Origin of the sequence: Candidatus Brevundimonas phytovorans (assembly GCA_029203145.1) — a bacterium.
GTDB lineage: Bacteria > Pseudomonadota > Alphaproteobacteria > Caulobacterales > Caulobacteraceae > Brevundimonas > Brevundimonas phytovorans.
The window spans coordinates 179,535-202,792 of record CP119309.1 but is presented as its reverse complement, the minus strand read 5'-3'; the positions used below and the strand labels follow the sequence as shown (position 1 = coordinate 202,792).

Annotated in this window: 17 protein-coding genes, 3 tRNA genes and 3 rRNA genes; 11 read left to right on the top strand and 12 right to left on the bottom strand. The window is 64.4% G+C overall.

Annotated elements, in window-relative coordinates:
• The first annotated feature begins 179 nt into the window (after nt 1-179).
• Nucleotides 180-1,151, top strand: a complete 972-nt coding sequence (locus tag P0Y52_01010) for an SDR family NAD(P)-dependent oxidoreductase (protein WEK58144.1) — start codon at nt 180-182, stop codon at nt 1,149-1,151.
• Nucleotides 1,152-1,157: 6 nt separating this feature from the next.
• Here P0Y52_01010 and P0Y52_01005 read toward each other — a convergent pair whose 3' ends face one another.
• From P0Y52_01005 to P0Y52_00960, 10 genes are all read right to left on the bottom strand, one after another.
• A complete protein-coding gene (locus P0Y52_01005) occupies nt 1,158-2,207 on the bottom strand; it encodes a phosphotransferase family protein (protein WEK58143.1) in 1,050 nt (349 codons plus the stop codon).
• The gene (locus P0Y52_01000; GenBank protein ID WEK58142.1) at nt 2,204-3,361 is read right to left on the bottom strand and encodes an acyl-CoA dehydrogenase family protein; all 1,158 of its coding nucleotides are present in this window, start codon (nt 3,359-3,361) and stop codon (nt 2,204-2,206) included. The genes P0Y52_01005 and P0Y52_01000 overlap by 4 nt, the downstream gene beginning before the upstream one ends.
• Before the next feature lie 10 nt (nt 3,362-3,371).
• Complete coding sequence (locus tag P0Y52_00995) at nt 3,372-4,130, bottom strand: SDR family NAD(P)-dependent oxidoreductase (GenBank protein ID WEK58141.1); 759 nt, start codon at nt 4,128-4,130, stop codon at nt 3,372-3,374.
• A gap of 56 nt (nt 4,131-4,186) precedes the next feature.
• Entirely contained in the window at nt 4,187-4,597 is a 411-nt protein-coding gene (locus P0Y52_00990; protein ID WEK58140.1) for a MerR family transcriptional regulator, read from the bottom strand.
• Nucleotides 4,598-4,961: 364 nt separating this feature from the next.
• Nucleotides 4,962-5,038 (bottom strand) — tRNA-Met (locus P0Y52_00985).
• Between the two features lie 102 nt (nt 5,039-5,140).
• Nucleotides 5,141-5,255: ribosomal RNA gene (gene rrf / locus P0Y52_00980) — 5S ribosomal RNA — on the bottom strand.
• Nucleotides 5,256-5,334: 79 nt separating this feature from the next.
• Nucleotides 5,335-8,120 (bottom strand): 23S ribosomal RNA (locus P0Y52_00975).
• Nucleotides 8,121-8,374: 254 nt separating this feature from the next.
• Nucleotides 8,375-8,450, bottom strand: a tRNA-Ala gene (locus P0Y52_00970).
• Nucleotides 8,451-8,505: 55 nt separating this feature from the next.
• Nucleotides 8,506-8,582, bottom strand: a tRNA-Ile gene (locus P0Y52_00965).
• 206 nt (nt 8,583-8,788) lie between these two features.
• Nucleotides 8,789-10,249: ribosomal RNA gene (locus P0Y52_00960) — 16S ribosomal RNA — on the bottom strand.
• The 16S, 23S and 5S rRNA genes sit together here with 3 tRNA genes alongside, the layout of an rRNA operon.
• Nucleotides 10,250-11,179: 930 nt before the next feature.
• Here P0Y52_00960 and obgE point away from each other — a divergent pair.
• The 5 genes from obgE to P0Y52_00935 all read left to right on the top strand — a co-directional run bounded on the left by obgE (nt 11,180) and on the right by P0Y52_00935 (nt 17,262).
• A complete protein-coding gene (gene obgE, locus P0Y52_00955; protein WEK58139.1) occupies nt 11,180-12,235 on the top strand; it encodes a GTPase ObgE in 1,056 nt (351 codons plus the stop codon).
• A gap of 51 nt (nt 12,236-12,286) precedes the next feature.
• Nucleotides 12,287-15,202 carry a DNA polymerase I gene (polA, locus tag P0Y52_00950; GenBank protein WEK58138.1) on the top strand — a complete coding sequence of 972 codons (2,916 nt, stop codon included), beginning with the start codon at nt 12,287-12,289 and terminating at the stop codon, nt 15,200-15,202.
• A 13-nt stretch (nt 15,203-15,215) separates the two neighbouring features.
• Nucleotides 15,216-15,518 carry a GNAT family N-acetyltransferase gene (locus P0Y52_00945; protein ID WEK58137.1) on the top strand — a complete coding sequence of 101 codons (303 nt, stop codon included), beginning with the start codon at nt 15,216-15,218 and terminating at the stop codon, nt 15,516-15,518.
• A gap of 50 nt (nt 15,519-15,568) precedes the next feature.
• A complete protein-coding gene (locus P0Y52_00940) occupies nt 15,569-16,789 on the top strand; it encodes an NAD(P)/FAD-dependent oxidoreductase (GenBank protein WEK58136.1) in 1,221 nt (406 codons plus the stop codon).
• 140 nt (nt 16,790-16,929) lie between these two features.
• Nucleotides 16,930-17,262 (top strand): zf-TFIIB domain-containing protein, encoded by a 333-nt coding sequence (locus tag P0Y52_00935; protein WEK58135.1) that lies wholly within the window; start codon nt 16,930-16,932, stop codon nt 17,260-17,262.
• Nucleotides 17,263-17,318: 56 nt separating this feature from the next.
• Here the strand turns inward: P0Y52_00935 and P0Y52_00930 are convergent, their stop codons facing one another.
• Nucleotides 17,319-19,052 (bottom strand): hypothetical protein, encoded by a 1,734-nt coding sequence (locus P0Y52_00930; GenBank protein ID WEK58134.1) that lies wholly within the window; start codon nt 19,050-19,052, stop codon nt 17,319-17,321.
• Between the two features lie 200 nt (nt 19,053-19,252).
• On the opposite strand from P0Y52_00930, the gene P0Y52_00925 reads away from it, so the two are divergent.
• The 5 genes from P0Y52_00925 (at nt 19,253) to P0Y52_00905 (ending at nt 22,767) form a co-directional block, all read left to right on the top strand.
• Nucleotides 19,253-19,957 carry a response regulator transcription factor gene (locus P0Y52_00925; protein ID WEK58133.1) on the top strand — a complete coding sequence of 235 codons (705 nt, stop codon included), beginning with the start codon at nt 19,253-19,255 and terminating at the stop codon, nt 19,955-19,957.
• A complete protein-coding gene (locus P0Y52_00920) occupies nt 19,926-21,536 on the top strand; it encodes a stimulus-sensing domain-containing protein (GenBank protein WEK58132.1) in 1,611 nt (536 codons plus the stop codon). Before P0Y52_00925 ends, P0Y52_00920 begins: the two co-directional genes overlap by 32 nt.
• Nucleotides 21,533-21,964 carry a serine kinase gene (locus P0Y52_00915; protein ID WEK58131.1) on the top strand — a complete coding sequence of 144 codons (432 nt, stop codon included), beginning with the start codon at nt 21,533-21,535 and terminating at the stop codon, nt 21,962-21,964. The genes P0Y52_00920 and P0Y52_00915 overlap by 4 nt, the downstream gene beginning before the upstream one ends.
• Nucleotides 21,965-22,072: 108 nt before the next feature.
• A complete protein-coding gene (locus P0Y52_00910) occupies nt 22,073-22,477 on the top strand; it encodes a PTS sugar transporter subunit IIA (GenBank protein WEK58130.1) in 405 nt (134 codons plus the stop codon).
• Nucleotides 22,474-22,767 (top strand): HPr family phosphocarrier protein, encoded by a 294-nt coding sequence (locus P0Y52_00905; GenBank protein WEK58129.1) that lies wholly within the window; start codon nt 22,474-22,476, stop codon nt 22,765-22,767. The genes P0Y52_00910 and P0Y52_00905 overlap by 4 nt, the downstream gene beginning before the upstream one ends.
• 21 nt (nt 22,768-22,788) lie before the next feature.
• On the opposite strand, the gene P0Y52_00900 is transcribed toward P0Y52_00905, so the two are convergent.
• The gene (locus P0Y52_00900; protein WEK58128.1) at nt 22,789-23,256 is read right to left on the bottom strand and encodes a peptidase S1; all 468 of its coding nucleotides are present in this window, start codon (nt 23,254-23,256) and stop codon (nt 22,789-22,791) included.
• Nucleotides 23,257-23,258: the final 2 nt, after the last annotated feature.

The window sequence follows — 23,258 nt, the reverse complement described above, 5'->3', positions numbered from 1 at the left end:
CCCACTGAATGACTCTGATCGGCTGGATCATAGCGTCGGCGCCGCCTCACTTGTCGCTTGTATTTACGAACCGTTGTCGATTTAGTCCATAAACGCAAGTCGTTTGTAGTCAGCTGCGCCGGACGCCGTTCGTCGTCCCACGGGCCGATCTCGTCGACGCCAATTTCGGGAGATACACCATGGCCGAACCTTCGCCGATGCAGGCGCTCATCAAGTCGGTGAACTTCTACGCCCGGTTCGCGCCGTCCTTCACCCGCGTCGGCTATGTGGCGCGCGGCCTGCCCTTCCGTCCGGTCAGAGCCGACTATTCCGGCCAGACCTGGCTGATCACCGGCGCGACCGGCGGGCTGGGGCGCGCCGCCGCCATCAAGGCCGTCGCCAAGGGCGCCGTGGTCTATGCCGTGGGCCGCAACACCAGGGCGTTGGACGCGCTCAAGGCCGAGACGGCCCGCTACCCCGGCCGGATCGAGCCCGTCATCTGCGATCTGTCGTCGATGGCCGCGGTCTCGGCCCTGGTCGATCGGCCGGAACTGGCCGCGATCAAGTTCGACGTCCTGGTCAACAACGTCGGTCTGCTGATGCGCAGCTTCGAGGCGACGGCCGAGAGGCTGGAGACCTCCTACGCCACCAATCTTCTGGGCCACTACATCCTGACCCAACGCCTGTTCGAGGCCGGCCGCCTGGCCCGCTGCGGCGCGATCATCAACGTCGTGTCCGGCGGGCTCTACAACGTGCCGCTGAACAAGCCGATGCTGAACCTCGCCGAGGAGCGTTTCAACGGTTTCGCCGCCTACGCCGCGCACAAGCGGGCGCAGATCGCCCTGACCGAGCAGTGGCGCGCGGCCTTCGCCAGCTCGGCGATCAAGACCTACGCCGTCCATCCGGGCTGGGCCGACACGGCGGGCGTGAAGACCTCCCTGCCCAAGTTCCGCAAGATCCTGGCGGCGATCCTGCGCAATGAACGCGAGGGGGCCGACACCATCGACTGGTTGGCGGCGACCCGGCCCGGCGAGGTCATCGATCAGATCTGGTTCGACCGCAAACCGCGCACGGCCCACGCCTATCCCCATACGCGCCAGACGCGCAGCACCCCGGCCGACATCGTCGCCTATCTGGAAAAGGACCGCGTCCGCCTGCTGGACGCGGCCTGATCCTTCCTAGCCCCCGGCCCGCTCTGCCTGTTTCCAGGCGAGCGCGGCCAGTTCGGGAAACTGGTCGGCGCGGGTCCGCGCTTCCGGCGAGACCGCCGTCCCTCTCAGAACCCGGCCCCGGATGCCGTGGATGATGGCGGCGAAGCGGAACATATTGAACACGACATAGGCGTCGATGTCGGGGATGCCCGCCCGGCCGGTGCGACGGCAGTAGGCCTCGATATAGGCGGCCTCGCTGGGCAAGCCTTGCGCCTCCAGATCGACGCCCGCCAGTCCGCCGAGATGGCACGGCATCCTATACATCATCAGGTGATAGGCGAAGTCCGCCAGCGGATGCCCCAGCGTCGACAGTTCCCAGTCGATCACCGCGGCGACCTCGGGCTTGCCGGGATCAAAGATCAGGTTGTCGATGCGGAAGTCGCCATGGGCGATCGCCACCTCTTCGCTGGTCGGGGCGTGGGCCTCCAGCCAGGCGATGACCCGGTCCATATTGGGGTCGCGGCCGGCGTCCTCGTCCGACAGATACTGTCCCGACCAGCGCGCGATCTGACGCTGAACAAAGCCGCTCGGCCGCCCATAGTCTTCCAGACCGATACGGGCCGGATCGATGCTGTGCAGCCGCGCCAGTGTGGCGTTCATGGCGTCGAAGATCGCGGCGCGTTCCTCACGCGGCATATCCTCCAGCGTCACGTCCCAGAAGATCCGGCCCTCGACCTTGCTCATCAGGTAGAAGACGCTGCCGGCGACGCTCTCGTCTTCGCAGACGCCCAGAACCTCCGGCACGGCGAAATCGACCTGGCCCAGAGCCTTCAGAACCCTGGCCTCGCGCAGAACGTCATGGGCGCCCTTCAGCAACGGCCCCGGCGGCTTGCGCCGCAGCACATAGTCGCGCGACGGCGTGGACAGCAGATAGGTCGGGTTCGACTGCCCGCCCTTGAACTGACCAATGCTCAGCGGCCCTTGGAAGCCGGCGACCTCGGCGCGACACCAGGCCTCGAGCCGAGCGACGTCCAGTTCAAATCCGGCGCGGACGGCGCCCGTGGACGCGGCGCTCACGCCGCCCTGCCGAAGTCTCGGGCGATCTTGCGGGCCAGCGACCATTTGTGGACCTCGGTCGGACCGTCATAGATGCGGAAGGCGCGGATCTCGCGGAACACCTGTTCGACCACGGTGTCGCGGCTGACGCCGGTGCCGCCCATGATCTGAACGCAGCGATCCGCCACGCCGTAGAGGCCCTCCGAGACCGCGACCTTGGTCATCGACGACTCCGTGGTCCCGCCCCGCCCCTCGTCCAGCACGCCGGCGCACCAGTCGATCATCAGTTCAGCCTGCTTAAGCGCGATCTTGTTCTCGGCCAGCATGAAGCCGACGCCTTCATGTTCGATCAGCGCCTTGCCGAAAGCCTGACGCCGCATCGCATAGTCCGTGGCGATCTCGTGCGCCCGTCTCGCGGCGCCGTACCAGCGCATGCAGTGGGTCAGGCGCGCGGGCGCCAGGCGCACCTGAGCATAGCGGAAGCCCTCGCCGACTTCCCCCAGGACCTGAGACCCCGGCACGCGCAGCCCCTCCAGGCTGACGATCGAGTGGCCGCCCGGCAGGGCGCTGTCGATGGTGTCCAGCACCCGCTCAATGCGAACCGCCGGGTCCGGCAGGCCGATCAGGAACAGGGTCGCCCCCACATCCGTCCGGGCCATGACTAGGCCGACCGACGCCCCCACCACCCCGGTGATGAAGGCCTTGCGGCCGTCGATGATCCAGTCGTCGCCATCGGGCCGGGCCACCGTCTTCAGCATCGACGGGTCCGACCCCGCCCCCTGATCGGCCGCCGGCTCGGTCATGAAGAAGGCCGAACGCGCGCCCTCGATCAGGGGCTGCAGGAAGCGCGCCTTCTGCGCCTCGGTCGCCACCTTGCCCAGCAGGTGCATATTGCCCTCGTCGGGGGCGGCGACATTGACGGCGACCGGGCCGAGCGGGGAAAGCCCCGCCGCCTGAAGCACCAGGGCCGTCTCGCGATGACTCAGGTGGCCTTCATCCGGAATATGCGGCGTCAGCACGCCATGCGCCCGCGCCAGACCGCGCAACTCGGCGACCAGGTCTTCCGAAGGGCCATGCGTCCCAAGCCGGGGATCGGCCTCATAGGGAACCACGACCTCGCGCACGAAACGCTCGACCCGTTCGGCGATGGCGGCGGCCCGATCTGGATATGACATTGCGCTCTCCTCAGCTCAGCGATTGACCGTCATCGACGACATGAACCCCGCCGGTCATGGCGCGCGCGGCGTCCGACCCCAGCAGCAGGAACATCGGGTCCAGCCCGCCCTCGGCCATCAGCCGTTTGCGCACGAACCTCTGACGCTGGCGCGCGCCGGCCGGGCTGGCGAACCAGTCCTGGGTCATCTCCGTCTCGACATAACCGGGGCAGACGACATTGACGTTGACGCCATCGCGCGCCCATTCGCGCGCCAGATTGCGGCCCAGGGCGACGACCGCCGCCTTGGAGGCGCAATAGGCCGTCAGGCCGGCAAGCGGGATTTGCGCCCCGACCGAGGCCACCAGCACGATCCGCCCATGCTCGCGCGTGGCCGACCCCGCCGCGATCATAGACCGCGCCGCCTGTCGCGCGGTGAGGAAGGCCCCGCGCACGTTCACCGCGAAGATGCGGTCGAAATCCGCGACGTCCATGTCCAGAGAGAAGCCGCCGACGCTGACGCCAGCGTTGGCGTAGACGGTGTCTACGGGACCGAACCGGCACTCGGCCAGCGCAAAGGCGGCGACGACCGAGGCCTCGTCGGCGCCGTCCAGCGCCACGGCCTGGGCCTGGCCGCCGGCGCCGAGCAGTTCTTCGGAGAGCGCGGAGAGGCGATCCAGACGCCGCGCCGCAAGGGTCACGCGGGCGCCCGCCGCGACGGCCGATCGCGCCAGATGCTCGCCTATTCCAGACGAGGCGCCGGTTATAAGGACGTGACGATTCTGAAGCATGGCGTCTCTTGAAACTCCAAATGGCGAACGGGAAGGACGGTTGGAGACCGTCGGCCCTAGGCAGCGGATAGGGGCTGGCGATCGGCCGTGCGCAACTGGTCCGCCATCGCCTGGACTTCGGCGTATTTGGCGCGAAGCCGCAGCAACTGGTCGTTCAGCGTGCGATCCAGAAACAGCCGGCGCCCCTCGTCGGTCGTCTCCCTATCGAGGAACCAGCGAATATCGGCCAGAGACAGATCCATGCGGCGCAGCTTGGCGATCATGACCGCCTTGTCCCGTTGCTGTCGGTCAAAGAGCCGCGTGCCGGACCGGTTGCGCCCAGGAGACAGCAGCCCGACCTCTTCATAGTAGCGCAAAGCCCGGAACGTGACCCCGGCCAGGGCCGCGACCTGGGCGATCGTCGTATGCGACGCAACGGCGTACAGGCGTTTCTCGCTCGGCACCCGAACGACGTCTTGCAAAGGCATCGCATCCCCCAGAAGCGGACTATCCGGTGAGGCCTAATGCGATAAGTCTCTTATTGCAAGCGATAGAGATACGCCGAGCCTTGGCAGACTTAGCCCCGGAAGCCACCGCCCCGCCCCCATCGGTTCCAGGCCTGAAGCAGAAGGGACTGGAGCTTTGAGATGACAGCACCCCATGATCGCAGCCGCTCCAGGCCAAGGTTGGTCCACTGCCGCCAAAGGCGCCGAGAAGGGGCTCAGGCGAGCGATCCGGCGCCTGAGCGCATTGAGCGGAGAGCCCCGGCCTTCGCCTTCGCAGGTCGGATGGGTTTTGGGAATTTGGGCAAAGAAAAACCCGCCATCCAGAAGGGATAGCGGGTTGAAATCTTGGGTGCGGGAGCAGGATTTGAACCTGCGACCTTCAGGTTATGAGCCTGACGAGCTACCGGGCTGCTCCATCCCGCGGCAAGGCGGTTAGTGAAGGAAGAAGGGTTCGAGACAGTCCTCAAGTAGACCGAAGTTCGGTAGGACAAGAGGAATGAGAAGACTGATTTATGTATCTGGTAGACCCCGCGGCGACCTACTCTCCCGCGCCTTGAGACGAAGTACCATTGGCTCTGGAGGGCTTAACGACCGAGTTCGGAATGGGATCGGGTGTGGAACCTCCGACATAGCCACGGGGTCAACCAGACACATAAAAAAGAGAAGACATCGTCGCGTATTGTTATCGGCAAGTAGAACCGAATGAGTTTTGCTGAGAAACGATCAAGCCGATCGGATTATTAGTACCAGTAAGCTTCATGCGTCGCCGCACTTCCACACCTGGCCTATCAACGTGGTAGTCTTCCACGATCCTCAGCGAAGCCTTGTTTTGAGGTTAGTTTCCCGCTTAGATGCTTTCAGCGGTTATCTATTCCATACTTAGCTACCCTGCTGCGCGGCTGGCGCCACGACAGGTCCACCAGAGGTATGTCCATCCCGGTCCTCTCGTACTAGGGACAGATCCTCTCAAGCTTCGAACACCCACGGCAGATAGGGACCAAACTGTCTCACGACGTTCTGAACCCAGCTCACGTACCACTTTAAATGGCGAACAGCCATACCCTTGGGACCTGCTCCAGCCCCAGGATGTGATGAGCCGACATCGAGGTGCCAAACTTTGCCGTCGATATGGACTCTTGGGCAAAATCAGCCTGTTATCCCTAGAGTACCTTTTATCCGTTGAGCGATGGCCCTTCCACTCGGGACCACCGGATCACTATGGCCGACTTTCGTCTCTGCTCGACTTGTCAGTCTCGCAGTCAGGCGGGCTTATGCCATTGCACTCGACGACCGATTTCCGACCGGTCTGAGCCCACCATCGCGCGCCTCCGTTACACTTTAGGAGGCGACCGCCCCAGTCAAACTACCCACCACGCCATGTCCCGGACCCGGATAACGGATCTCGGTTAGACGTCAACGACAGTAAGGGTGGTATTTCAAGGATGGCTCCACCAGAGCTGGCGCCCCGGTTTCATAGCCTCCCACCTATCCTACACATACGGTCGCTAACGCCAAGGCGAAGCTATAGTAAAGGTTCATAGGGTCTTTCCGTCTGACCGCGGGAACCCCGCATCTTCACGGGGAATTCAATTTCACTGAGCCTGTGCTGGAGACAGTGGGGAAGTCGTTACGCCATTCGTGCAGGTCGGAACTTACCCGACAAGGAATTTCGCTACCTTAGGACCGTTATAGTTACGGCCGCCGTTTACCTGGGCTTCAGTTCGGAGCTTTCACTCCTCCCTTTAACCTTCAGGCACCGGGCAGGCGTCAGACCCTATACGTCGCATTGCTGCTTCGCAGAGCCCTGTGTTTTTGCTAAACAGTCGCTACCCCCTGGCTTGTGCCACTCATTCCCAGTTGCCTGGGGTGAGTCACGCTTATTCCGAAGTTACGCGTGCAATTTGCCGAGTTCCTTCAGCACAGTTCTCTCAAGCGCCTTGGTATGCTCTACCTGACCACCTGTGTCGGTTTCGGGTACGGTCTCTGCTGGAGTTATTTCCAGGGACAACGCCCCTGCAAGGACAATCCAATAAGCCCTTACAAGTTATGCCATCCGTCACTTCCAGCTGGTGCAGGAATATTTACCTGCTTCCCATCGACTACGCTTTTCAGCCTCGCCTTAGGGGCCGACTAACCCTGCGCAGATTAGCTTTACGCAGGAACCCTTGGTCTTTCGGCGACAGTGTTTCTCACACTGTTTATCGTTACTCATGTCAGCATTCTCACTTCCGATACCTCCAGCCAACCTCACGGTTGACCTTCACAGGCTTACGGAACGCTCCGCTACCGCTTGCAGTAAACTGCAAACCCATATCTTCGGCGCATGGCTTTAGCCCCGTTACATTTTCCGCGCAGGATCGCTTGATCAGTGAGCTGTTACGCTTTCTTTAAAGGATGGCTGCTTCTAAGCCAACCTCCTGATTGTCAAAGCAATCCCACATCGTTTCCCACTTAGCCATGACTTGGGGGCCTTAGATGATGGTTAGGGTTGTTTCCCTTTTCACGACGGACGTTAGCACCCGCCGTGTGTCTGCCCGATAGTTCTCTTGGGTATTCGGAGTTTGGTTAGTATTGGTACCGCTCGCGCAGCCCGCAACCATCCAGTGCTCTACCCCCCAAGGAATTCGTCGGACGCTCTACCTAAATAGATTTCGCGGAGAACCAGCTATGTCTAGGTTTGATTGGCCTTTCACCCCTATCCACAAGTCATCCCAGAATTTTTCAACATTCACGGGTTCGGTCCTCCAGTTAGTGTTACCTAACCTTCAACCTGCTCATGGATAGATCACCTAGTTTCGGGTCGTCATACGTCGAACTTAGCGCCCTATTCAGACTCGCTTTCGCTACGCCTACACCTAACGGCTTAAGCTTGCTCGACACATGAAGTCGCTGACCCATTATACAAAAGGTACGCCGTCACCCCGCTTGGGGGCTCCGACTGCTTGTAGGCTTCCGATTTCAGGATCTGTTTCACTCCCCTTGTCGGGGTGCTTTTCACCTTTCCCTCACGGTACTTGTTCACTATCGGTCGTAGAGGAGTACTTAGGCTTGGAGGGTGGTCCCCCCATGTTCAGACAGGATTTCACGTGTCCCGCCCTACTCGAGTCTCTTGCTGTTTGACGGCTACGGGGCTGTCACCCGCTATGGCCGGACTTTCCAATCCGTTCGCCTTTATTTCACAAGAGCACTGGCCTGGTCCCGGTTCGCTCGCCACTACTACGGGAGTCTCGGTTGATGTCCTTTCCTCCGGTTACTGAGATGTTTCAGTTCACCGGGTTCGCTTAATGAAGCCTATGTATTCAGCTCATTATACCTTTAAACAACCTACCAATCCGTACCCTCCCGAGGGAAGGCAAAGTTGGAAGACTGTAAAGGTGGGTTTCCCCATTCGGAAATAGCCGGATCAAAGGGTGCTAGCGCCTCCCCGGCTCTTATCGCAGCTTGCCACGTCCTTCATCGCCTCTCTACGCCAAGGCATCCGTCAGAAGCCCTTCAACGCTTGATCGTTTCTCAGCAAAACTCATGCATGGACTACCCGGGGGATGGAAAGAGGTATCCGCCGGATCCAATGCCTGATTTTACTTGCCAGACGATGTCTTCTCGAACCTGTCCTGAAAGCCTATGAGGGGCCGGACAAATTCTTCCTTCACAATGTCAATGCAACCGATCCGAAGATCAGCTGCAAACCTTGATATGATCGCGAGATCCAGTTTTCAAACCGTGCTCAAGCAGCCGTTACGGCGCTAGCACAAGAAGAAATGGTGGAGCCAGACGGAGTCGAACCGACGACATCCTGCTTGCAAAGCAGGCGCTCTACCAACTGAGCTATGGCCCCAATCAGGGAACAAGCCGGGTGAGCCGTCGACGATGCCACGGACCAGCTAAACAGCTGGTAGGCCCGGGCAGACTCGAACTGCCGACCTTACGCTTATCAGGCGTACGCTCTAACCACCTGAGCTACGGGCCTATGGCGGCACGACAGCCAGGCATAAAGCCCAGGCTCGCGATCGCGTCACCAACCTCAGAACCCGTATGGTCCTGGCGTCGATGACGGAATGAGGAAAGAGAAACGGAGACGGCGGCGTCCCGCATAATGCCTCTCAGTGCAAGCACTGGAAGCTAAATCGGAGCCTCAATAATCCCTCGTGAGAGAGACTGGAGAAGCATCCTTAGAAAGGAGGTGATCCAGCCGCAGGTTCCCCTACGGCTACCTTGTTACGACTTCACCCCAGTCGCTGACCCTACCGTGGTCGACTGCCTCCTTGCGGTTAGCGCATCGCCTTCGGGTAGAACCAACTCCCATGGTGTGACGGGCGGTGTGTACAAGGCCCGGGAACGTATTCACCGCGGCATGCTGATCCGCGATTACTAGCGATTCCAACTTCATGCCCTCGAGTTGCAGAGGACAATCCGAACTGAGACGACTTTTAAGGATTAACCCTCTGTAGTCGCCATTGTAGCACGTGTGTAGCCCACCCTGTAAGGGCCATGAGGACTTGACGTCATCCCCACCTTCCTCCGGCTTAGCACCGGCAGTCCCATTAGAGTTCCCAACTAAATGATGGCAACTAATGGCGAGGGTTGCGCTCGTTGCGGGACTTAACCCAACATCTCACGACACGAGCTGACGACAGCCATGCAGCACCTGTGTCCTAGTCTCCGAAGAGAAAGCCAGATCTCTCTGGCGGTCCAGGCATGTCAAAAGGTGGTAAGGTTCTGCGCGTTGCTTCGAATTAAACCACATGCTCCACCGCTTGTGCGGGCCCCCGTCAATTCCTTTGAGTTTTAATCTTGCGACCGTACTCCCCAGGCGGATTGCTTAATGCGTTAGCTGCGTCACCGAACTGCATGCAGCCCGACAACTAGCAATCATCGTTTACGGCGTGGACTACCAGGGTATCTAATCCTGTTTGCTCCCCACGCTTTCGCGCCTCAGCGTCAGTAATGAGCCAGTATGTCGCCTTCGCCACTGGTGTTCTTCCGAATATCTACGAATTTCACCTCTACACTCGGAGTTCCACATACCTCTCTCACACTCAAGACACCCAGTATCAAAGGCAGTTCCAGAGTTGAGCTCTGGGATTTCACCCCTGACTTAAATGTCCGCCTACGCGCCCTTTACGCCCAGTAATTCCGAGCAACGCTAGCCCCCTTCGTATTACCGCGGCTGCTGGCACGAAGTTAGCCGGGGCTTCTTCTCCGGGTACCGTCATTATCGTCCCCGGTGAAAGAATTTTACAATCCTAAGACCTTCATCATTCACGCGGCATGGCTGCGTCAGGCTTTCGCCCATTGCGCAAGATTCCCCACTGCTGCCTCCCGTAGGAGTTTGGGCCGTGTCTCAGTCCCAATGTGGCTGGTCATCCTCTCAGACCAGCTACTGATCGTCGCCTTGGTGAGCCATTACCTCACCAACTAGCTAATCAGACGCGGGCCGCTCTAAAGGCGATAAATCTTTCCCCCGAAGGGCACATTCGGCATTACCACCCGTTTCCAGGAGCTATTCCGAACCTAAAGGCACGTTCCCACGTGTTACTCACCCGTCCGCCACTAACCCCGAAGGGTCCGTTCGACTTGCATGTGTTAGGCCTGCCGCCAGCGTTCGCTCTGAGCCAGGATCAAACTCTCAGGTTGAGTTGACCATTGACCTAAGCATCACGAACCGAAGTCCGTGTTGGCATTAGTTCTACGTATTTTATTGACGAGATCCCACGTCACCAATCCGAAGATCGGTTACATGGTATGTCTTTTCAAAAAGACCGCAGATTGTCAGTGTCGACTAAACTGTTCCGAAGAACAGTCTCGCTAGGACACCGCCGCCTGCGTTTCTCTTTCCAGATCAACGATTTCAAAGACCCGAACCGATCTAAACCGGCCCAACCGTTTAACGCCCGTTTGCGGCGGAGGCGGTGTTTACCGCCCCTGATTTTCCGTGTCAAGCAGTTCTTTTTAAAGAACTTTTTCAACACTCCCGAAGCCCGAAGACCCCGGCGGAGGCAGCTCTCTAAGGAAAGCCAAACTCCAAGTCAACCAACCATCTGAACTTTCTGACGTTGCGAAAACCTAAGCTTTCGAGACCGCAGAAAGCCAGCAGGAAAAGCGAAGAAGCCTTTCGCACCGGCAAATCATCGATTTGATCGAAGCGCGGAGACTAATCGAACCATTCAACGGAAGCAAGAAGTTTTTCAACTCCCCTTCTCCGCCAGCCCCGAAGACACAGTCTCCGAAGCCCCGTGGGCCAGCCCGTCTCCGAGCGAGGCCGGGGTATACGGACCGCCCTTGGAGTCCACAAGCCGCAAAAGGCGGAATCCTCAACTATCTCAACGAACCCCAATACGAGGACGCCCGACGCGGGCCGCCCTCTGATGCGAAGCCCTGACGGCTATATATGTCGCGACATATATAGAGTGCGGACGCCCGCGCCTCGCCCCCTCCCTTTTTCAAGACGATGCCTGGCTTTCGCTGGAGCCGGAACCAAGGGTTCAACAGCAGGGATCGGCCGCGCCAAGGCGACTGATCAGCGTGACGCTCGCCCTTTCGCTCGAGTTTTGGCATAAGCCCGCGATGAAGTTCCTCGACCAGGCCAAGATCTACATTCGCTCAGGCGCCGGCGGCGCGGGCGCCGTCTCGTTTCGACGCGAGAAATTCATCCCCAACGGCGGGCCGGACGGCGGCGACGGCGGCAAGGGCGGCGACGTCTGGGTCGAGGCGGTCGACGGCCTCAACACGCTGATCGACTATCGCTATCAACAGCACTTCAAGGCCCAGACCGGTCACCACGGCCAGGGCCGTCAGATGCACGGCGGCAAGGGCGACGACGTGGTCCTGCGCGTTCCGGTCGGCACCCAGGTGCTGGACGAGGACAAGGAAACCGTCCTGCTCGACATGGACAAGCCGGGCCAGAAGGTGAAGCTGCTCTCGGGCGGCAATGGCGGCTGGGGCAATACCCGCTTCAAGGGGCCGACCAATCAGGCCCCCGCCTACGCCAACCCCGGCCAGGAATTCCAGGAGCGCTGGATCTGGCTCCGGCTGAAGCTGATCGCCGACATCGGCCTGGCCGGTCTGCCCAACGCCGGCAAGTCGACCTTCCTCGCGGCGGTTTCGGCGGCCAAGCCCAAGGTGGCGGACTATCCCTTCACCACTCTGACGCCCAACCTGGGCGTGGTGGACCTGAGCCCGTCGGAACGCTTTGTCATCGCCGACATCCCCGGCCTGATCGAAGGCGCCCATGAAGGCGCGGGTCTGGGCACCCGCTTCCTGGGTCACGTCGAGCGATCGGCCAGCCTGATCCACCTGATCGACGGCACCCAGGAAGACGTGGCCGAGGCCTACCGCATCATTCGCGGCGAGCTGGACGCCTATGGCGAAGGCCTGGCCGACAAGGTCGAGCTGCTGGCGCTGAACAAGATCGACGCCCTGTCGCCGGAGGAACGCGAGGAAAAGGTCGCGGCGCTGAAGGAAGCCTCGGGCAAGACGCCCTTCCTGGTGTCGGGCGTGTCCGGCGAGGGCGTGACCGAACTGCTGCGCGCCGCCTGGGCCGAGGTCCGCAAGACCCGCGGCGAGATCACCGTCGACAGCGAAGACACCATCCCCGAAACACCGGGCGGCTGGGCGCCGTAATCGCTCACAAGCACGGATGACGGGGGGCCTCGTCCCCCCTATGTTCGCGCCATGACCGACGCGACCGCCGACACCACCGCCCGCCCTCTGGCCCAGGACGGACCGCCGCCCCGGCTGTGGCTGATCGACGCCTCGGCCTATATCTTCCGCGCCTATCACGCCCTGCCGCCTCTGACGCGCAAGTCGGATGGCCTGCCCGTCGGCGCGGTCCAGGGCTACTGCAACATGTTGTGGAAGCTGATCCGCGACATGAAGGGCGAGGATGGCCCGACCCATCTGGTCGCCGTCTTCGATCACTCGGAAAAGACCTTCCGCAACACTCTTTACGATCAGTACAAGGCCCACCGCCCGCCGGCGCCGGAGGATCTTGTGCCGCAGTTTCCCCTGGTGCGCGAGGCGACCGCCGCCTTCGGCGTCCACGGCGTCGAACTGCCCGGCTATGAGGCCGACGACCTGATCGCCACCTACGCCTGCAAGGTCCGCGACATGGGCGGCGAGGCGGTCATCGTCTCCTCCGACAAGGACCTGATGCAGCTGATCGGCAACGGCGTCGTCATGTACGACCCGATGAAGGACCGTCGCCTGGACGAAGAGGCCGTGTTCGAGAAGTTCGGCGTCACCCCCGACAAGGTGGTCGAGGTTCAGGCCCTGATCGGCGACAGCGTCGACAATGTCCCCGGCGCCCCCGGCATCGGGCCGAAGACAGCGGCCCAGCTGATCCACGAATACGGCGACCTCGACACCCTGCTGGCCCGCGCCGGCGAGATCAAGCAGCCCAAGCGGCGTGAGACCCTGATCAATTTCGCCGACCAGATCCGTCTGTCGCGAGAGCTGGTGACCCTGACCTGCGACGCCCCGGCGCCCGAGGCGGTCGACGACTTCCTGATCCGCGATCCCGACCCGGCGGTCCTGGCCGAGTTTCTGGAGCGGATGGAGTTCCGCTCGCTGCTGCGCCGCGTCGGCGACGGCAAGGCGCCGCAAAAGGAAGGCTCGGCCTTCGCCCGCCAGCCCTCGGCCCCGGTCGCCACCCCGCGCTACGGCCAGACCGAGGTCGCGACGCCCGACGCCGTCCACGACTTCGACCGCGACCGTTACGAGTGCGTACAGACGCTGGAGGATCTGGACCGCTGGATCGCCCGCGCCCGCGCCGTCGGCGTCATCGGCTTCGACACCGAGACCGACGCCCTGTCGGCCACCCATGCCGGCCTGTGCGGCGTCTCCATCGCGGTCGGGCCGAACGAGGCCTGCTACATCCCTCTGACCCACGACCATGAGCCCAGCGACGACGCGGCGCTGAGCGGCGGCTTCGATTTCGGTCTGGAACCGGCGGGTGGCGAGGCGCGCGAGCCGCTGACCCAGATTCACAAGCCGACCGCCCTGGAACGGCTCAAGCCCCTGCTGGAAGACCCGGCGGTTCTGAAGGTCGGCCAGAACATCAAATACGACCTCGCCGTCATGGCGCGGCGCGGCATCCGCGTGTCCCCGATCGAGGACACCATGCTGATCTCTTACGTCCTCGAAGGCGGGCTGCACGGTCACGGCATGGACGAACTGGCGCGGCTGCACCTCGGCCACGAACCCATCCCGTTCAAGAGCGTGGCCGGCACGGGCAAGAGCCAGAAGAGCTTCAAGCACGTCGAGCTGAAGCCCGCGACCTGCTACGCCGCCGAGGACGCGGACGTGACGCTGCGGCTCTACAGGCTGATGAAGCCGCGCCTGGCGACTGAGCGTTTGACCACCGTCTATGAGACGCTGGAACGGGGCATGCCCGCCGTTCTGGCCGACATGGAGCTGAACGGGGTGCGGGTCGATCCCGACCGCCTGCGCTCGCTGTCCTCAACCTTCGGCCAGCGCATGGCCGAGCTGGAAGAGCAGGCGCACAAGCTGGCGGGCCGCCCCTTCAACGTCGGCAGCCCGCGTCAGATCGGCGAGATCCTGTTCGGCGAGATGAACCTGCCCGGCGGCAAGAAGACCGCGTCGGGCCAATGGGGCACCGAGGCCAGCGTGCTGGAAGAGCTGGCCCTGACCCACGACCTGCCGCGCGCCATCCTTGACTGGCGTCAGCTGTCCAAGCTGAAGGGCACCTATACCGACGCCCTGGTCGCGGCCTCCGATCCGACGACCCACCGGGTGCATACCTCCTATCAGCTGGCGGCGGCGACGACGGGGCGTCTGGCATCAAGCGATCCCAACCTGCAGAACATCCCGATCCGCACGGAAACAGGCCGCCTGATCCGTCAGGCCTTCATCGCCTCGCCGGGCCATGTGCTGATCAGCGCCGACTACAGCCAGATCGAGCTGCGCCTGCTGGCCCACATCGGCGACATCCCCGAGCTGAAGCGCGCCTTCAAGGCCGGGCTCGACATCCACGCCGCCACCGCGTCGGAGATGTTCGGCGTCCCGGTCGAAGGCATGCCGTCGGAAACCCGCCGCCGGGCCAAGGCCATCAACTTCGGCATCGTCTACGGCATCTCGGCCTTTGGTCTGGCCGCCCAGCTGGGCATCGATCAGGGCGAAGCCGCAGCCTATATCAAGACCTATTTCGAGCGCTTCCCCGGCATCCGCGCCTACATGGATCAGACCAAGACCTTCGTGAAAGAGCACGGCTTCGTCACCACCGTCTTCGGTCGCCGCATCCACATCCCGGCCATCCATTCCAAGTCGGGCGCCGAGCGCCAGTTCGGCGAGCGGGCCGCCATCAACGCCCCGATTCAGGGCGCCGCCGCCGACATCATCCGCCGCGCCATGATCCGCATGCCGGGCGCCCTGCTTGATGCGGGCCTGAAGACCCGCATGCTGTTGCAGGTCCACGATGAACTGATCTTCGAAGCCCCCGAAGCCGAGGCCGAACGCGCCCTGGTCGTGGTGCGCAAGGTCATGGAAGGCGCCGCGGACCCCGCCGTCGCCCTGAGCGTCCCCCTGATCGTCGAGGCCAAGGCCGCCGCGAACTGGGATGAAGCCCACTAGTATGGAGACCTCTATGGACCCCGAGATCCACGACAACGCCGAGGCCACGCGCTACGAACTCACCGTTGACGGCCAGACCGCCGTGGTCATCTACAACAAGGTGGCTGGCGGTCTTCTGATCACCGAGACCATCGTGCCGGTTCCGCTGGAAGGGCGCGGCATCGCCAGCCGCATGGCCAAACACGTGCTGGCCGACCTGAAGCAACGCGGCCTGGTCATCCTGCCGACCTGCCCCTTCTTCGCCGGCTATCTGAAGAAGCACCCCGAGTACGCCGAGGTGGTGCATCCCAGCTATCGGATCGCGCTCGGCTTGTAAGAGAGGCCTCCAAGGTCGCTTCATGGGCGCGCGCCTGCTAGGGCGAGCCCATGAAGTCTTCTGAACTCGACGTCCTGATCGTCGGCGCCGGCGCGGCCGGCATGATGTGCGCCATAGAGGCGGGCAAGCGCGGCCGCCGCGTGCGCGTGATCGACCATGCCCGCGCGCCCGGCGAGAAGATCCGCATCTCGGGCGGCGGACGCTGCAATTTCACCAATACGAGAACCAGCGGGGCTGAGTTCCTGAGCGAGAACCCGCGTTTCGCCCTGTCGGCGCTGAAGCGGTTCACCCAGCACGACTTCCTCAAGATGGTCGAGCGCCACGGCATCGCCTGGCACGAAAAGACCCTCGGCCAGCTGTTCTGCGACGACAGCGCCAAGCAGATCATCCGTATGCTGACGGACGAGATGAAGGCGGCGGGCGTGACCCTGTCGCTGTGCCTCGGCGTGACCTCGATCGCCCGCAGCGGCGACCGCTTCGAGGTGGCGCTGGACGACGGCACGCGCGTCTCGGCGGCGTCTCTGGTGGTGGCCACCGGCGGCAAGTCCATCCCCAAGATGGGCGCGACCGGCTGGGGTTATGAGGTGGCGCGCCAGTTCGACCTGCGGGTGACCGAGACGCGGCCGGCGCTGGTGCCGCTGACCTTTGAGCCGACCCTGCTGGAGCAGTTGGTCCCGCTGGCGGGCGTAGCCGTCGACGCCGTGGTCAAGGCGGCCCCCAACTCGGCCTCAAATAGCCCGAAGGGCGATAGGCCCGAGTTTAAAGAAGCCATGCTCTTCACCCATCGCGGCCTGTCCGGCCCGTCGATCCTGCAGATCAGCTCCTACTGGCGCGAGGGCGAGGCCATCACCGTCAACATGGCGCCGAGCGAAGACGTGGCGGCGCGGCTGCTGGCGGCCAAGACCGAAAACGGCAAGCAGGCGGTGCATACGGCGCTCGGCCACATCGTTCCGCGCCGTCTGGCCGAGGTGATCTGCGCCCGCGAAGGCCTGTCGGGCAAGCTGGCCGAGGTCGGCGACAAGAAGCTGCGGGCCATGGCCGAGACGGTCAACGCCTGGACCGTCAAGCCGGTCGGGTCCGAGGGCTATCGCACCGCCGAGGTGACGCTGGGCGGGGTCGATACCGCCGCCCTGGACCAGCAGACCCTGGAGGCCAGGACCGTCCCCGGCCTCTTCTTCATCGGCGAAGTGGTCGACGTCACCGGCTGGCTGGGCGGCTATAATTTCCAGTGGGCCTGGTCGTCGGGCTGGGCCGCCGGTCAAAGCTGCTAGGCCGAGGACTGCCCCTGCGGCGTCTGCGCACGTTGTGGCGCGCGCTGACCATCCCTAGCTTGACCCTCAGCGGGACGGGCCCCTCTGGCGCGGCGAAAGCGGCGTGATGTCGGACCGCATTCTTCGACGATGAGGATCAGATGCCCCTATTGATGTGCCCCAACGACAACGCCGCCATGCAGACCCTGGACCGCAATGGCGTCCAGTTCGACATGTGCCCGAGCTGCCGCGGGGTCTGGCTGGATCGCGGCGAGCTGGAAAAGCTGATGGCGAGCGCCGCTGAAGAGGGCCGCGCCGCCGCGCCGCAAGCCGCGCCGCAGCCGACCTATCAGCAGCCGCCCGCGCAGCAACCGTGGGGCGGCCAGCCTCAAGGCTATCGCGAGCCGCCGCGCTACAAGGACGACGACCGCCACCGCGACGGCGGCTACTACAAAAAGAAAAAGCGGATGGACATCTTCGACATCTTCGACTGACCGAACCCGCCGGCTCAGGCTCGTCGCTTCGGGCCGCCAGGTTCAGGCCGCCGGGTTCAGGCCGCCAGGCCGACCGCCTGCATCAGGGGCCGCAGGGTCTGCACCGCCTCGGGCTCCGCGCCCAGGGCGGCGCGCAGTTCCGGCGCCCGGAACAGCTTGATCGCCTCGGCCCTGGCCCGGTCGGCCACCGGGCCCGACGGCCCCGTCTCCGCCGCCGCCAGCCGCAGCAGGGCCGCCAGCTTCTGTAGCGCCGGCACGGGGGCGCGAACGATCTGGGCCGTCAGCCGCGCGTCCGCCTCGACCGATCCCCCGACAAGGCCCAGCGCCGTCACGATGGCGTCGCGGTCCCGCTCAGACAGACCCGCATTGCTCACCGCCCGTTGCAGGGCGCCCAGGGCCAGCAGCTTCTGTCCGGGGGTCTGGTTCAGGGTCCGCATCTCGGTTTCAAACCGCAGGGAGGTGACGCAGGCGTCCAGCCAGCGCGCCGCCGAGCGCTTGTTGGCTGCGCCGGTCACGTTTTCACACAGCCGCGCCAGCCGTTCGGCCTCGCGCAGCGCCGTCGGCGCCCCGCGCACATAGGCGGCGACGAAGTCGGCAGTGACCAGGCTCTTGGACCGCTCGCTGAAGGCGGTCTGCACCTCTTCCAGCGTCAGCAGCCGCCCCGCCGTGGCCGTCAGGGTGGTGGCCAGGGCGCGCAGGATGTCGATCTCGCCCTGGGGGTCGCCGGGACGCAGCCGACGCTGGCTCATCAGTTCGCGCACCACCATCCGCGCCAGCGACGCCGACAAGAGGGGAAACTCGCCCGCCGCCAGCCGCTCGCCCAGGCGCGCCGGCCCGCCTTCGACCGGCGGCACCAGAACCGCCAGCTTCGGATCGCGCGCGATCAGGGCGCCGATTTCGCGCGGCGCCACCATCCGCACCACCGCCGCCAGGCTGGACCCCTGATCCAGGGCCGGGCCGACGATCTGGGCCAGACTGGCCCGCGATCCGAACATCTCGCACAGCACCTGTTCCACGGGCACAAAGACCAGGGCGCGCGGCGGCCCCTCGGACGGCGCCCGGTCGCACAGGTCCATCAGCCGGTCCAGCCGCGCCCGCGCGCCCTTGAGGCCCTTCAAGGCCCCGGCGACCACGCCCCCCATGATGAAGGCGCGGTCCGCCGATCCGCTCAATCGATGCGCCACATCGGCGACCGAGCGTTCGGCCAGCCCCGGAAATTGATTGCGCCGCCCGGCCTGCAAGACCCGTTCGATCGCCTGTTCGCTGAGCCGTTGATAGTGCCGCACCAGGTCATGGACGGGCTGGCTCGTGGCCTGGCTTTCCGGCACCGCCACCTTCTGGATGGCGTGTTGCAGTTCGACGCCCGAGGCCTCCAGCCGTTCGGCCAGGTCCGGGCGGTGCAACAGTTCGAAGGTCGTCGCCCCCTGGCGGGTCAGCCAGTCCTCCAGCACCCGCCCGATCAGGTCGCGGGCATGGGGGGTATAGAGGTCCTGAACCCCGCGGCAGCTGGGGCCGGCCCGCTCCTCGCGCACCTTCAGCTTCTGCTTCATCTCGGGCGCGCCGCGCGTCAGGACGTTGACGCTGGCGAACTCCATCGTATCGGGGTCCAGGGTTTCCTTGGTCACGCGCACGGCGCAGGCCTGACCGTCGCGCAGCAGGTCCTCGGCCGTCTCGATCGCCGTCTTGCGGTCCTCGGTCGCCATCGACAGCGTCCAGGACGCGGGCGGCGTCTTGCGGATATAGATTTCGTAGTGAACCGGACCGGCCATGGCGTCTTTCGAGGTATCCAACCGCCACCCTGATCCCGGAGGCTTTAAGGCGAGGTTTCGCCTTTTCCCTGCCAAGGTTGAAAGACAGGCTCTGGCGAACCATTTGCTGTGGCCGTAATGTCACCCCGATGGACTAGAACGGTTACGCTTGTCGCGCGTTGAGCAATCGACCCGCGACGGATGATCGGACGACCGCCGCCGCCCGCACTCAGGAGAAGCCCTTGGCCAACATCACTCTGGTCGACGACGACGAGAACATCGTCGCCTCTGTGTCCCTGGCTCTGGAAAGCCACGGCCACAAGGTCACGGCCTATCACGACGGCGCCTCGGGCCTTGAGGCGCTGGAGACCACGCCCCCGGATCTGGCCATCCTGGACGTGAAGATGCCGCGCATGGACGGCATGGAGGTCCTGCGCCGCCTGCGTCAGACCTCGCAGATCCCGGTCATCATGCTGACGTCCAAGGACGAGGAGATCGACGAGATCCTCGGCTTCAACCTTGGCGCCGACGACTATATCCACAAGCCTTTCAGCCAGCGGCTGCTGATCGAACGGGTCAAGGCCCTGCTGCGCCGCACCGGCGCCGACGGCGGCGAGGTCGAGACGGCCGCGGAAGCGGCGGGCAAGGCCATCAAGCGCGGCAAGCTGTCGATGGACCCGGCCCGGCACGAGAGCACCTGGGAAGGCAAGCCGGTCAAGCTGACCGTCACCGAGTTCCTTCTGCTTCAGGCCCTGGCCCAGCGCCCCGGTTTCGTGAAGAGCCGCGACAGCCTGATGGACGCCGCCTACGACGATCAGGTCTATGTCGACGACCGCACCATCGACAGCCACGTCAAACGGATGCGAAAGAAGTTCCGGGTGGTCGATCCCGAGTTCGACGCGATCGAGACCCTGTATGGCGTCGGTTACCGCTACCGCGAAAGCTGAGATCGAGGACGGCCCGCCGCGGCGCCGCTTCCGCTTCGGCGGATCACGCCTCGGCGGGTTCATTCTCGCGCTCAACCTGCTCAGCCTGCTGATCCTGTTCGGCGGGGCTCTGGCCCTGAACGAATGGCAACGCGGCCTGATCGAGGCGCGCCAGGAATCCCTGTCCGTTCAGGCCAAGCTTCTGTCCAATGTGCTGGGCGAGTTGGGCATCACTCGCGGTGAGCCCTATCCCATGCTCGATCCCGGCGCCGCGGGCCTGTGGCTGCGCGACAACTTCATTCCCGAGGGCCAGCGCGCCCGCCTCTACGACCAGGACGGCCTGCTGGTCTCGGACAGCTACGCCGTCACCGACGCCATTCCAGGCGAGGCCCTCCCGCCCGCCCACCCCGCCGGCACCGCCCTGGCCCCCAGCGAACCCTCGCCTCGCGAGACCGCCCGAGTGAAGCGCGCCAACGCCGAACTGTCCGCCGAGGTCGAGCGCGCCCTGCAAGGCGCGCCCCAGGCCGACATTCGCCGCAACGAGAACGGCGAACGGGTCGTCTCGGTCTCCCTGCCCGTCCGCCATGTCCAGCAGGTGCTGGGCGTCCTGACGCTGGAAGCCGGCGACGTGGACGAAACCCTCGCCGCCCAGCGCCGCGCCCTGACCCCCTTCGCCCTGGTGGCCCTGGCGGTGAACCTCTTGTCCGCCCTGGTGCTGCACCTGTTCGTGGCTCGCCCGGTCATGCGCCTGTCGGCGGCGGCGGATCAGGTGCGTCTGCAACGCGCCCGCGCCATCTCCCTGCCAGACCTGGAAGACCGCAAGGACGAGATCGGCGACCTGGCCCGCGCCCTGGAATCCATGACCGACACCCTGTCGACGCGCATGGACGCCATCGAACGCTTCGCCGCCGACGTCAGCCACGAGATCAAGAACCCCCTGACCTCGATTCGCTCCGCGCTGGAGACCCTGCCCCTGGTCAAGACCGACGAGCAGCGGGCGCGCCTGACCAATCTGCTGCAACAGGACGTGCGGCGGCTCGACCGGCTGATCACCGACATCTCCAACGCCTCGCGGCTCGACGCCGAGCTGTCGCGCGACCGCCCCCGCCTGATCGATCTCAACGAACTGCTGGGCGACATCGTGGGCGTCTATGAGGGCGGGCTGAAGCCGGGCGAGGCCGCCGTCCGCTTCGCCTCCACCGCCGAGGCGGCGCGCGTCCTGGGCCGCGACATCCCCCTCGGCCAGGTGTTCCGCAACCTGATCGACAATGCCCGCTCGTTCAGCCCCGTCGACGGCGAGGTCCGCGTGCGTCTGGAACGCGACGACAGCCGCCCCGAGTTGCCGCTGCGTATTCGGGTCGAAGACGACGGTCCCGGCATCCCGGACGAAAACCTCGAGACGGTGTTCGAGCGCTTCTACACCTCGCGGCCCAAGGGCACGGCCTTCGGCGCCAACTCGGGTCTGGGTCTGTCCATCGTGCGTCAGATCGTCGACGCCCACGGCGGTCGGGTCCACGCCGAAAACCGCATCGACGAGGCCGGAAACGTCGTCGGCGCTCGCTTCGAAGTCCTTCTGCCCCTGGCGGGACGACGCCCATGACCGCATCGATACAACCGATCCACGCCACCGCCGTGGCGCGCCACACGCCCGCCGGCTGGCGCGGCGTCCTGATCCAGGGACCGTCCGGCGTCGGCAAGAGCGATCTGGCCCTGCGGCTGATGGCTCAGGGCTGGCGGCTGATCGCCGACGACTGGACCCATGTCTGGGCCTCGGGCCACGCCCTCTACGCGGCGGCCCCGCCTACGATCAGCGGCAAGATCGAGGTGCGCGGCCTGGGGATCGTCACCGCGCCCCTGCACCCGCTCGCCCGCATCGTCCTGGCGGTCCACTGCACGCATGAGACGATCGAGCGCCTGCCGGAAGCCGCCGCCTGGACCTGGGACGGCGTGGCGATTCCCCAACTACGGCTGGACCCGCGCCCCGCCTCGGCGGGTCAGGTGGTCGCAACTGCGCTCGCCGCTCTTTGAACCGGCGCGCGATTGCCCTATGAAGGCCGGCTTGCAGATCAGTCTGGACGCTCCAAGGGCGGCCGCTGAGGACAGCAGTGCGGGGCGGAGTGTCTTGGTGAAGCCTTCATGATCGGGCTGGTGATCGTCACCCACGGGGGCCTCGCCTCTGAATTCCTGGCGGCGATGGAGCACGTGGTCGGCCCTCAACGGGGCGTGGCTGCGATCTGCATCGGCCCCGAGGACGACATGGAGCGGCGCCGCCGCGACATCGTCGACGCGGCCGCGGCCGTGAACGACGGCGACGGCGTCATCCTGCTGACCGACATGTTCGGCGGCACGCCCTCCAACCTGGCCATTTCGGTCATGGAACAGACCCACGCCGAGGTCATCGCCGGGCTGAACCTGCCCATGCTGATCAAGCTGGCCAGCGTGCGCGGTCGCGAAGACCTTGAAACCTGCGTCGCCCATGCACAGGACGCCGGGCGCAAATACATCTCGGTGGCGTCCTGGGTTCTGGCGGGCGAGAAATGAGCGATACGCCTCTTTCAGGGCCGCTTCAGGTCACGGTCGGCATCTGCAACCAGCGCGGCCTGCACGCCCGCGCCTCGGCCAAGTTCGTCAAGCTGGCCTCCAGCTTCGAAGCCGAGATCCGCGTCACCCGCGACGGCGTCACTGTGGACGCCCGCTCGATCATGGGTCTTCTGATGCTGGGGGCCGGCATCGGCTGCGGCGTCGACATCGAGGCTGAGGGCCCCGACGCGGCCGAAGCCCTCGAAGCCCTCAGCGACCTGGTCGCCCGCAAGTTCGACGAAGACCAGTAGGGCCCTCGTCGCCGAACAGCCTCAGGGCGTTTCGGTGATCAGCAGGGCCGCATTGGCCGTGCCGCCGCCGAAGGTGCCGATCCAGACATCATAGGTGCCGGTGCGCGGCTTGTCGAAACGCACCTGGGCATCGCCGTCGCCATAGCTGTCGTCGTCGCAGGACCAGGTCCCGTCCGGCCCGTTGATGATCAGGGTGGTGTCCACCGACGACAGGGTGCGGAACACCAGCGGCAGGCGTCCCGCCTCATAGGTGACTTCGAAATCCGGGGCCTCCGCGACATTGCCGACGCAAGCCGCCGGCAGAGGCGTGTCGGCATAGGCGTCGATCGAGCCGCCGGCTGTCACCGACACCCGATAGGGGTCCGGCGTAAACCCGGCCCGCAGCACGATCTCGCCATAGGTGGCGGTCTTGCTGGCGTCCTGGGCCGAGGCGCACATGGGGGTAGCCAGCAACAGGGCGGCCACGCCCGACAACATCACTGTCTTCATCA